At 68.2% G+C, this 11,406-nt stretch carries 9 protein-coding genes; 2 read left to right on the top strand and 7 right to left on the bottom strand.

The window, feature by feature from the left end:
• Positions 1-139 precede the first annotated feature (139 nt).
• Complete coding sequence (locus TSB10P1A_RS04595) at positions 140-1,621, bottom strand: ATP-binding protein (RefSeq protein ID WP_186386718.1); 1,482 nt, start codon at positions 1,619-1,621, stop codon at positions 140-142.
• Positions 1,622-1,934: 313 nt separating this feature from the next.
• Between TSB10P1A_RS04595 and TSB10P1A_RS04590 the strand changes: the two genes are divergently transcribed.
• Entirely contained in the window at positions 1,935-3,701 is a 1,767-nt protein-coding gene (locus TSB10P1A_RS04590; RefSeq protein WP_186386717.1) for a methyl-accepting chemotaxis protein, read from the top strand.
• Between the two features lie 91 nt (positions 3,702-3,792).
• Here TSB10P1A_RS04590 and TSB10P1A_RS04585 read toward each other — a convergent pair whose 3' ends face one another.
• The 5 genes from TSB10P1A_RS04585 to dctP form a co-directional block, all read right to left on the bottom strand.
• Positions 3,793-5,310 carry a malonyl-CoA synthase gene (locus tag TSB10P1A_RS04585; RefSeq protein ID WP_186386716.1) on the bottom strand — a complete coding sequence of 506 codons (1,518 nt, stop codon included), beginning with the start codon at positions 5,308-5,310 and terminating at the stop codon, positions 3,793-3,795.
• Positions 5,307-6,668 carry a malonyl-CoA decarboxylase gene (locus TSB10P1A_RS04580; RefSeq protein WP_186386715.1) on the bottom strand — a complete coding sequence of 454 codons (1,362 nt, stop codon included), beginning with the start codon at positions 6,666-6,668 and terminating at the stop codon, positions 5,307-5,309. Before TSB10P1A_RS04580 ends, TSB10P1A_RS04585 begins: the two co-directional genes overlap by 4 nt.
• Positions 6,665-7,981, bottom strand: a complete 1,317-nt coding sequence (locus TSB10P1A_RS04575) for a TRAP transporter large permease (RefSeq protein ID WP_186386714.1) — start codon at positions 7,979-7,981, stop codon at positions 6,665-6,667. The genes TSB10P1A_RS04580 and TSB10P1A_RS04575 overlap by 4 nt, the downstream gene beginning before the upstream one ends.
• Entirely contained in the window at positions 7,978-8,463 is a 486-nt protein-coding gene (locus TSB10P1A_RS04570) for a TRAP transporter small permease subunit (RefSeq protein ID WP_186386713.1), read from the bottom strand. The genes TSB10P1A_RS04575 and TSB10P1A_RS04570 overlap by 4 nt, the downstream gene beginning before the upstream one ends.
• Positions 8,464-8,630: 167 nt before the next feature.
• Entirely contained in the window at positions 8,631-9,635 is a 1,005-nt protein-coding gene (gene dctP / locus TSB10P1A_RS04565; protein WP_186386712.1) for a TRAP transporter substrate-binding protein DctP, read from the bottom strand.
• Between the two features lie 177 nt (positions 9,636-9,812).
• Between dctP and TSB10P1A_RS04560 the strand changes: the two genes are divergently transcribed.
• Entirely contained in the window at positions 9,813-10,520 is a 708-nt protein-coding gene (locus tag TSB10P1A_RS04560) for a GntR family transcriptional regulator (RefSeq protein WP_186386711.1), read from the top strand.
• 111 nt (positions 10,521-10,631) lie between these two features.
• On the opposite strand, the gene TSB10P1A_RS04555 is transcribed toward TSB10P1A_RS04560, so the two are convergent.
• Positions 10,632-11,360 (bottom strand): L,D-transpeptidase, encoded by a 729-nt coding sequence (locus TSB10P1A_RS04555; protein ID WP_186386710.1) that lies wholly within the window; start codon positions 11,358-11,360, stop codon positions 10,632-10,634.
• Positions 11,361-11,406 lie beyond the last annotated feature (46 nt).

The following is an 11,406-nucleotide window of genomic DNA, read 5'->3' as shown; positions in this document are numbered from 1 at the left end:
AGCCCCCGGATGATGACCGAAACCGCGCTGTGCATGAGAAATCGCTGAAAAGATTAGACCGGCCTGTCAGCACTGACAAGGCGAGCAATCGGGCACTGTGCCCAAATGCTGGCAGCCGGCCGGGCGCAACGGGGCCGGCTCAGCCGGCGGCGCGCGAGGACAGCGGTGCGGTGCGGCAGTCGAGATCGGTCAGCGTGACGATGCGGTTGCCGCGCAGATCGTTGGCGCAGACGAGAACGCCCTGCTCCTCCATATGGGTGAGCAGCCAGCGGGCGCGGCCCGGCGAGCGGGTGCCGTAGGCGCGGGCGATCTCGCTGTCTGGCGGACAGGGACGCCCCTCCAGCGCCGCCTTGGCGAGCAGCAGATAGACGCCGCGCATCTCCTCCGGAAGGCTGGCGGCGACGGTCTCGGCCGCCGACCAGACCGACGGGTCGATGTCGCTCGGCTCGACGCCGGCACGGGCGAGCGCGACGCGCTGGCGGAACTCGGGCAGTTCCGGCGGGCGGCCCGGCAGGCGGGCGATGCGGCAGCGCACGAGGAAGTCCTGATAGAGGGCGGCCATCGGCTGGAACGCCGCCTCGCCATCGCCAAGCAGTTCGGCGATCACCGCGTCCACCGCCTTGTCCTGCGCCTCGCGGTCGAGCGGCCCGGTCTCCGCCTCCTCGCGCTTCGCCGCCTGGCGGGTCAGGCGCTCCAGCACCTCGGAGGCGGGTATCGCCTGCTGCACCGGCGGGCGCTCGGCGGCGACCCTCTCGTCCTGGCTCGCCGGCTGGAACAGCAGGTCCTGCAGGTCCTCCGGACGGCCCTGCGGCAGCGGGGTGAGGCGCGGACCACCGCCGCGGCCGGCGGTTTCCACCGCGCCGATGCGCACGGTCATCGGGCGGCGCGAGACGGCCGGCCCGAGGGCGACGAAATGGCCGCGCTCGAGATTGCGGAAGGCTTCCGCCTGGCGCTTTTCCATGCCGAGCAGGTCGGCGGCGCGGGCCATGTCGATGTCGAGGAACGTGCGGCCCATCAGGAAGTTGGACGCCTCGGCGGCGACATTCTTGGCGAGCTTGGCGAGACGCTGGGTGGCGATGACGCCGGCAAGGCCGCGCTTGCGGCCGCGGCACATCAGGTTGGTCATGGCACCGAGGGCGACGCGGCGCGCCTCCTCCCCCGTGTCGCCGGAGGCGGCAGGCGCGAAGAGCTGCGCCTCGTCGACGACGACGAGGACCGGATACCAGTGGTCGCGCTCGGCCTCGAACAGGGTGTTGAGAAAGACGGCGGCCGCCTTCATCTGCCGGTCGGGCTCAAGGCCCTCAAGGTTCAGCACCACGGAGACACGGTGGGCGCGCACGCGCGAGGCGATGACCGCAAGGTCGCGCTCGCTGCCGGCGGCATCGACGACGACATGGCCGAAGCGCTCCGACAGGGTGACGAAATCGCCTTCCGGATCGATGACGACCTGCTGCACCCAGGGGGCGCTCTGCTCCAGCAGGCGGCGCAGCAGATGCGACTTGCCCGAGCCGGAATTGCCCTGGACGAGCAGGCGCGTCGCGAGCAGTTCCTCGAGATCGAATTGGCAGGAGGCGGCCGATCCCGCTCCCCTCACCTCGCCCATGTCGATGCTGACAGTCATTCGTGCCGATGGTCTCGCGTGATCGAAGTCGAACGGTCCCGCCGGCATGGCAGCCCGGCCAGCGCATTGCAAGGGCCATTCGCGGGAACGGGACGACTATCGGCGATTCGCCCCCCGCGCCAAAGCGGAGCGCCCGGCGGGGTTGTGTCGTCCGCCGAGGCAACGCTAGCCGCTTGTAAAATATTCACATTGTCGGAACTGTTAGGCGGCTGTTTACCCGTTCGTCCGAATGGTGAGGGAAATACCCTGTCTCTGGAGGAACGTCATGACCCCCGCGCAACGCCCAAGCGGCGCAGCCTCGCATCCCGGAAGCATGAGCGCGGACATCGCCGGCTTCATCGGTGCCAACGCCTTCGACACCGGCCAGGCGAAAGCCGTCTGGGAGAAGTTGAAGCCGGCCATGCCGGGGGTTCTCGACGCCTTCTACGACACGATCGCCAAGACCCCGGAACTGGCGCCGAAGCTCGGCGTCAAGGGCCAGGACGTGCCCCGGCTGAAGGCTGCCCAGACCAGCCACTGGGACTATATTTTCAACCACGACGCCGACGCGGCGTTCGAGGCCCGCGCCGTCAGGATCGGCGAGGCGCATGTGCGCATCAAGCTGGAGCCGAAATGGTATCTGGCCTCCTACGGCCGCATGCTGGTGGAAGCGATCCCGGCGCTCGCCAGCCGCTACCGGCTGCAGCCGACGAAGCTCGCCCAGGCGCTGCAGGTGCTGGTCAGCCGCACCTTCCTCGACATGATCGTCTCCTACAACGCCTATGAAAACGGCATGCTGCGGCAACGCGAGGAGGAGAACCGCCACGAGACCGAGCTTGCCTCGCTGCGCGGCCTGACCGGCACGGTGGCCGATGTCAACGACGTCGCCGTCAGCATGGCGACCCTGTCGCGCAACACCCGCCAGGCGCGGGAAAGCGGCCAGGCGATCTCGGCGGCGGCGACGGAACTGGTGACCTCGGTCGAGCAGATCGCCGAAAACAGCGACAGCGCCGCCCGCCAGGCCGATGCCACCAACGCAGCCGTCGCGGAGGGCCTGCGCGCCATGCAGGACGTGTCGCAGCGCATGTCCGATATCGCGCAAGCCTCGCGCGAGAGCTCGGAGAACCTGAGCTCGCTGCAACGGGCGTCGGAGCAGATCGGCGAATTCCTGAGCGTCATCGAGAACATCGCCAACCAGACCAACCTCCTCGCCCTCAACGCCACCATCGAGGCGGCGCGCGCCGGCGAGGCCGGACGCGGCTTTGCCGTGGTGGCGAGCGAGGTGAAGAACCTCGCCACCCAGGCGGCGAAGGCGACCGAGGACATCACCCAGCGGATCGAGGCGCTGAAGGAGGGCATGGTCACCACCCAGCAGGCCATCGCCGAATCCCGCGAGGCGGTGGAACGGGGGCAGGAGACGATCGCCGGCGCCAACGACCGGATGCACGCGATCAGCGCGCAGATCGGCGAAGTGTCCGGGCGCATGCAGGACGTCTCGCAGATCCTCCAGCAGCAGAAGGAAGCGAGCCAGGAGATCGCCCGCAGCATCACCGGCGTCGCCGATCTCAGCGTGGAGAACGACAGCCAGCTCATGTCGATGAGCGGCCGGCTGCAATCCAGCAACATGCGCTTCTCCGACAATGCGCGGGCGTGGTTCAACCCGGCCTCGCACCGGTCGATGTGCGAGATGACCAAGATCGACCACGTCATGTTCAAGAAGCAGATCGTCGACACGATCATCGGTGCCGCCAACCTGACCGCCGCGACGCTCGCTGATGATCACGGCTGCCGTCTGGGCAAGTGGTACGATTCACTGGACTCAGAGGAAATCCGCGCACACCCGGCCTATGTCGCGGTCAAGGCGCCGCACCAGCGGGTCCATGCCGTGGGCAAGGCCGCGCTGGAGGCGCATGCGGCCGGCGACAGTGCGGCCACGGCCCGGCATCTCGCCGAGCTCGACATCGCCAGCGCCGAGGTGCTCGCCACGCTCGACGCGCTGTCGGCGGCCCTCGACGGGGACCTTCGCAAGTATGACGAGGTGCGCAAGCCCGTCGCGGCCCACGGGCAAGCGCAGCACGGCAAGCCGACGCGCGCCGCCTGATCGGCCGATACGGAAAAACAAACCCGGGAGCCGACGCTCCCGGGTTTTTCGGTTTCAGGTGCAGCGTCGCGGCCGCTTCAGCGCGGCACGTTCAGGCGAACGTGTCCTTGTACATGTCGCGCAGCACGTTCTTCTGGATCTTGCCCATGGTGTTGCGCGGCAGCTCGGGCAGCACATAGACCTTCTTCGGCTGCTTGAAGCGGGCAAGACGCTCGGCGAGCGGGGCGACCACCGCTTCCGGATCGAGCGCGACGCCCTTGTGGGCGGCAACGACGGCGACGACGCCCTCGCCGAAATCGGCATGGGGCACGCCGATCACCGCGCTCTCGGCCACGCCCTCGATCTCGTCGATCGCCGCCTCGACCTCGGCCGGATAGACGTTGAAGCCGCCGGTGATGATCAGGTCCTTGGCGCGGCCGACGATGGAGACATAGCCGCGCTCGTCGACAAGGCCCATGTCGCCGGTGATGAAGAAGCCGTCGGCCCGGAACTCGGACGCGGTCTTTTCCGGCATCCGCCAGTAGCCCTTGAAGACGTTCGGGCCCTTGACCTCGATGACGCCGACCTCGCCCTCAGCCAGCACCGCGCCGCTGTCCGGATCGGCGATGCGCAGCTCCACGCCCGGCAGCGGAAAGCCGACGGTGCCCGGACGGCGGTCGCCGTCATAGGGGTTGGAGGTGTTCATGTTGGTCTCGGTCATGCCGTAGCGCTCGAGGATGGCGTGGCCGGTGCGGGCGCTGAAGGCCTTGTGCACCTCGGCCGAGAGCGGCGCCGAGCCGGAAACGAACAGGCGCATATGGGCGGCGAGCTCGCGGGTGAAGCGGTCGGTGCCGAGCAGGCGGGCGTAGAAGGTCGGCACGCCCATCATGGTGGTGGCGCGCGGCATCAGGCGCAGGATCTGGTCGAGGTCGAATTTCGGCAGGAACAGCATGGAGCCGCCGGCCAGCAGCGTCACGTTGGTGGCGACGAAGAGCCCGTGAGTGTGGAAGATCGGCAGCGCGTGCAGCAGCACGTCGTTCGCCGTGTAATGCCAGACGTCGACGAGTACGGCGGCGTTGGAGGCAAGGTTCTCGTGGCTGAGCATGGCGCCCTTGGAGCGCCCGGTGGTGCCGGAGGTGTAGAGGATCGCGGCCAGATCGTCGGCGCCGCGGGCAACGTCGCCGAAGTCGGTGGCGGCCGCATCCGCAGCATCGCGGAGGCTGCCGCGCCCCTCAGGATCCAGCGTCTCCACCCGCGCGCCGACCTTCTGCGCGATGGGCGCGAGCGCGTCCTTGCGGGCCGGATCGCAGACCAGCAGCGCCGGGGCGGCGTCGCCGACGAAATAGTCGATCTCGGCCGGGGTATAGGCGGTGTTGAGCGGCAGGAACACGGCGCCGGCGCGCACGGTGCCGAGATAGAGCATCAGGGCGTCGACCGACTTTTCCACCTGCACGGCGACGCGGTCGCCCGGCTTGACGCCGAGGGCAGCGAGCGCATTGGCATAGGCGGCGGAGCGGGCGAGCAGCCCGCCATAGGTGATGACCTCTCCCGAGGGCGTTTCGATGAACGGCGCCTGCTCGTTGCGGATGGCGGCGCGGATGCGGGAGAAGAGGTGATTGTCTTGCGTCATGCGACGGGGTCCGGTGCCTGTGTCTTGAGTTCGGGGACGGATTTCAGCAGTCGGGTGACGGCGCTGGCGGCAGCGACCGTGCCCTGGGCGGCGAAGGCCTCGTGGTTCTTCTCGATATCGCCGAGGTCGTAAAGATAGTTGACCATCAGCCCGAAGGATTGGCGCAGCCCGTTGGGCGAGGGATCGGCCTGCCAGTTGACGCGCTCCAGCCGCGCGCCGTTGCCAAGGTGAAAGCGGGCGACCGGATCGAGCGGCCGGCTGCCGCGCTTCTCGCGCACCAGGTAATGGGCGCAGAGGGCGCGCAGGGGCTCGCGCGCCTCCTCCGGCAGCGGCGCACCGCCGCCGCCATTTTCCAGGAGCTCGCGCAGCTCCGGCGACAGGACGGAGAGCGCCGGATGGCCCTCTTCCGCCAGCGCCGTGCCGAGCCAGGCGCGCAGGCCCGGCACCGGCGACAGGGTGACGAAGGTCTTCAGCCCCGGCAGGTCGCGGCGCAGCTCCTCCACCACCTGCTTGATCAGGAAATTGCCGAAGGAGATGCCGCGCAGCCCCTCCTGGCAGTTGGAAATGGAATAGAAGACCGCCGTGCTGGCCTCGGCCGCGTCGATGCCCTCGCGCTGCTCGGCAAGGATCGGCGGCACCGCGTCGGGGATCGCCCGCATCAGCGCCACCTCGACGAAGATCAGCGGATCGTCGACCAGCGCGGGATGGAAGAAGGCATAGAGCCGCCGGTCGGGCACGTCGATGCGCCGGCGCAGGTCGTCCCAGTCGCGGATCTCGTGCACCGCCTCGTAGCGGATGATCCGCTCCAGGATCACCGCCGGCGTCGACCAGTCGATGCGGCGCATGACGAGAAAGCCGCGGTTGAACCAGGACGAGAACAGGTGCTCGAAATCGCGGTCGACATCGGCCCAGCCGGGATGCTCGCGCAGGCCCGCCAGCAGCTCGCGCCGCATGCCGACCAGCGCCGAGGTGCCCCCCGGCGCCAGGTTGAGCCGGCGGATCAGTTCCTGCCGGCGCGGCTCGGAGACCTTGTGGAGACGGCGCAGGCGCGCCTCGTCCGATGGGTCCTCGAGCACGGCGCGGGCCGCTTCCTCGACCTTGTCGCGGTCCGGACCGAAGCGGGCGGCGAGTTCGTCGAAGAACTCGGCCCGCCCCTGCGGCGGCAGCGCCGCGTAGCTCGCCAGCACGTCGCGCGCCAGGGCGACGCCGGAGGCCTCGCCCCGCCCCGACAGCAGCGCCTCGCACAGATCGCCGAGCGCCCGGCCGCTCGGCGAGCGGTCCCGCCGCAGGTCGAGAAGCTGGCGTCCCTGCTCGGCGATCGAGGCGAGAAGGTCGTTGAAGAAGCTGGTGCTGCTCATAGGCCGGGTCCCATGACGAGGTTCGGGAGCCAGAGCGCGATCTCCGGCATCAGGCACAGCAACACGATACCGACAACCATGCATCCGACATAGGGGATCGATCCGCGCAGGATCTCGGGAAGCGAGATGCTGGGCGCTATGCCGTTGATGACATAGAGGTTGAGCCCGACCGGTGGGGTGATCAACCCGATCTCCATGTTGATGGTGAGGACAACCGCGAACCAGTAGGGATCGAAGCCCGCCTGGATGATGATCGGCAGCAGGATCGGCGCGGTCATCAGGATCACCGCCACCGGCGGCAGGAAGAAGCCGGCGAACAGCAGGAAGGCGTTGATGATCGCCATCAGCACCCATTTATTGACGTCGAGCGCGGCGATCCATTCCGCGATGGTCTGGGTGATGAACAGCGAGGACAGGGCGAAGGAGAACAGTTCCGAGGCGCCGATGATCATCATGATCATGACGCTTTCCTTCAGCGTGTCGCGGAACAGCGAACTGTAGAGCGACAGCTTCCACAGCCGGTAGATCAGCGCCACGAAGATCAGGCAGAACAGCGCGCCGACGCCGGCCGCCTCCGACGGGGTCGCGACGCCGCCATAGAGCACGTAGAGGATCGCCACGATGATGCCGACGAACGGCAGCACGCGCGGCAGCACCTCGACACGCTCGCGGAACGAGAAGCGGCGGCCGAGCATTTCGAGGCCGACGCCGCGGCGGCGGCAGTCGTAGATGGTCCAGGCCATGAACAGGGCGGTGAGCATCACGCCCGGCAGCAGCCCGGCAAGGAACAACCGGCCGATCGAGGTCTCGGTGGCGATGCCGTAGACGATCATGGTGATCGACGGCGGGATGAGAATGCCGAGCGTGCCGCCGGCGGCGATGGAGCCGGCGGCGATCTCGTTCGGATAGCCGCGCTTGGTCATCTCCGGGATGCCCATCTTGCCGATGGCGGCGCAGGTGGCGGGCGAGGAGCCGGACAGGGCGGCGAAGATCGAGCAGGCGCCGAGATTGGACAGGACGAGGCCGCCGGGCACCCGGTTGAGCCAGCGGTCGAGCGCCTCGTAAAGGTCCTTGCCGGCGGGCGAGGAGGCAACGGCCGCGCCCATCAGGATGAACATGGGGATCGAGACAAGGCCGAAGGAGGCCAGGCCGCCGAAGAAGGTCTCGCCGAGGATCGACACGCTGCCCCAGCCATCGGCGAGGATCAGCGCCATGATCGAGACGAAGCCGAGGGCGAAGGCGATCGGCGTGCCGACCGCGAGAAGCGCGAGCAGCGAGACGAGCACGCCGGCGCCCCAGAGCATGGGCGTCATCGCGCGCCTCCCTGAATTTTCATGATTTCGGCAATGTATTGCAGCACCATCAGGCCGACGCCGACCGGCAGCGGCAGCAGGGGGATCCACAGCGGGATGGCCCAGACCGTGCTGGTGCGCCAGCCGAAGGACCAGGCCTCGTGGAAATACTCCCAGCCCGACCAGGCGAGCAGGGCGCAGAAGGCGATGCCGACCAGCGCCGAGATCGTCTGCATCGCCCGGCGGGCGACCGGCGCGGCGCGCAGTTGCAGCAGGTCGACATTCACATGCCCCCTGTGCAGCAGCACATAGGGCGAGCCGAGGAAGGTGGCCGCAACCAGGGCGTAGATCACGTATTCCGTCTGCCAGATGGTCGAGCCGTCGAGAAAGTAGCGCACCACGACCATGTGGGTGACGACCAGGGCGGCGCTTGCCGTCAGCAGCATCGCGACCACTCCGAAGAGGCGCGAGACGGCCGAAACCGCGTTTATGTAGAAGGACATCGCCTTAGGGTTCCGGTTGCATCGGCGCCCGCCGGGACAAAGCCCCTCCCCGGCCGGCGGGACGGCCGGCGGCATCGGCAAGCGCAGGTGTTGGAAAGCGCGGGACCGGTGGTGCCGGCCCCGCGCAGGGCGAATGCCGGCGGCGCGCCGCCGCCGGCGTCAGGCGGTCAGTCGACCGCCAGGGCCTTGGCGATCAGCTCCTCGCCGCCCGGAACGTTTTCGGAGAAGTTCTTGTAGGAGGTCTCCTTGGCGATGGCGAGCCAGGCGTCATAGTCCTCCGGCGACATCTCCACGACCTCGACGCCGGCGTCCTTGAAGACCTTGATCATGGCATCGTCCAGCCCCTTGGCTTCGGCCGCGAAATAGTCCTCGGCGACCTTGCCGGCGGCCAGAAGCGCGTCCTGCTGCTCCTTGTTGAGCTTGTCCCAGCTCCGCTTGGACATCAGGATCGGCTCATACATGAACCACAGGGCATTGGCGCCCGGCGCGGTCAGGCAGGTGGTCTGCTCATAGAGGCGGAAGGAGACGAAGGACCCGGACGAGGTGTTGGCCGCGTCGAGAACGCCGGTCTGCAGGCCGGTATAGATCTCCGAGGACGGCATGGAGGAGATCGAACCGCCGGCCCCGACCAGCATCTGCTCGAAAGCCGGACCGGCGGCACGGGTGACCTGGCCCTTCATGCTCTCCGGCGAGGTGATGCACTGCTTCTTGGAGGCGAAGCCGCCGGCGAGCCAGGCGTCGGCGATGACGACCACGCCGGCATCGTTCACGATCTTCTTGATGTCGTCCATGAAGGGCGAGGTGTTGAGGCGGGTGGCGCGATCATGGTTGCGCACCAGGCCCGGCATCAGGGTCGCCGAGAACTGCGGGTGGCGGCCCGAGGCATAGTCGAGCGGGAAGGCGGAGATGTCGAGCTGGCCCTTGGTCATGGCGCCCCACTGCTCGTTCGCCTTGAACAGCGACTGGCCGGGATAGACCTTGATCTCGATACCGACATTGGCGTTGGCGACCTCGCGGGCGAGAAGCTGGACCATCTCGTCGCGCACGTCGCCCTTGCCGCCCGGCCACTGGTGCGAGGCCTTCAGCACCACATCGGCGGCATGGGCGGCCGGCACGGCCAGGGCAAGGGCGGTGGTCAGGCCGAGAGCGGCCTTGGTGAATTTCCTGAACATTGTTTCCTCCCAATGCCGACCGGCCCTCTGCGTGGCGGTCGGCTGCATGTCCGGACGGCACCCGCGTCCGCGTTTTTTCGCGACAGCAGCCCGCCTCTCCTCAAGGTGACCATGGTCCGCGCATTCAAGTCAACGGTTTTTGTATACAAGAGAAGAATCATTGCATAAAATCCGGGAATGGATGCTTCGCCAAACACCCCCAAACCCGCCCCCCGCACGGCCCAGGTCCTGCGGGAAGCGCTGGAATACGACATCGCCACCGGGGTTTTCGCCCCCGGAACCCGGCTCGACGAGGTGTCGCTCGCCAAGCGCTTCAACGTCTCGCGGACGCCGATCCGCGAGGCGCTGATCGCCCTGTCCGCCTCCGGCCTGGTCGAGATCCGGCCGCGACGCGGCGCCTTCGTCCAGGAGATCGGCGTCTCGCGGCTGATCGAGATGTTCGAGGTGATGGCGGAGCTGGAGGCGATGTGCGCAAGGCTGGCCTGCCGGCGGATGACCGCGGCCGATCACCGGGACCTGCTGGCAGCGCATGAGGCCTGTACGCAGGCGGCCGACGCGGGCGAGCCCGACGCCTATTTCTATGCCAACGAGACGTTCCACGACACGATCTATCGCGGCAGCGGCAACAGCTTCCTCGCCGAACAGGCGCGGGCACTGCAGAACCGGCTGAAGCCCTATCGGCGGCTGCAATTGCGGGTGCGCAACCGGGTCGGCAATTCGCTGAGCGAGCACCAGACGATCGTCGATGCGATCCTGGCGGGCGACGACCGCAAGGCGGAAAGCGCCCTGCGTTCGCATATCCTGATCCAGGGCGAGCGGTTCAACGACTTCGTCGCCTCGCTCGTCCGGGCCGATGCGGCGCAGGCGCGCCGCGTGATGGCATAGATGCGGCGCAGGCGCGCCGCGTCAGGGCATAGAGGCGGCGCAGGCGCGCCGCGTGATGGCATAGACGCGGCGCAGACGCGCCGCGTCAGGGGATAAGAGCCGGGAAACGGCTCAGGCGCTGGCCGGCGCCTTGCTCAGCACCACCACATTGGTGTGGGTCGGCACCCGCTCGAACAGGTCCATGATGTCCTGGTTCCACATGCGGATGCAGCCGGACGAGGCGCTGCGGCCGATGCTTTCCGGCTCCTTGGTGCCGTGGATGCGGTACAGCGTGTCGACGCTGCCCTGCCACAGGTCGAGGGCGCGGGCGCCGAGCGGGTTCTGCGGCCCGCGCGGATAGCCGTCCTTCCAGTACTTCTCCAGATGCGGATTGCGGTCGATCATCTCCCGCGGAGGGCGCCAGAGCGGCCACACGCGCTTGACCCGCACCTTGGCCTCGCCCGACCAGGCAAAGCCCGCCTTGCCGACGCCGATGCCGTAGCGCAGCGCCTTGCCGCCCGGCAGGGTCCAGTAGAGGAACTTGCCGTAGGGGTCGACGATGATCGTGCCGGCCGGATGGCGGGTGTCGTAGTCGACGACCTGGCGCCAATACTTGCGGTCGAACTTCTTGTAGGCGAGCGCGGGAACCTTGAAGTCGTAATCGGTCACCGCCGCATAGGCCGAGGCGTAGTCGAAATCCTCGCCCGGCAGCGGCGGCCCCTTGGCGAGGGCCGGGGTGACGGGAAGGCCGGCGGTGGCGATGCCGTCGCTCTGGCAGGCGGCAAGCGCCAGCGGAGCGCCGACGATAAAGGCGCGGCGGCTGAGCCGGATCGGGCTGCGGTCGGGTGTTTCGGCGTCCATGCGTATCAATCCATGCTCCGGTCTGGTGCTTCGCCCTGCGCCCCGC

The sequence above is a fragment of the Stappia sp. TSB10P1A genome, from assembly GCF_900185725.1.
GTDB lineage: Bacteria > Pseudomonadota > Alphaproteobacteria > Rhizobiales > Stappiaceae > Stappia.
This window is presented reverse-complemented; position numbering and strand designations above follow the sequence as displayed.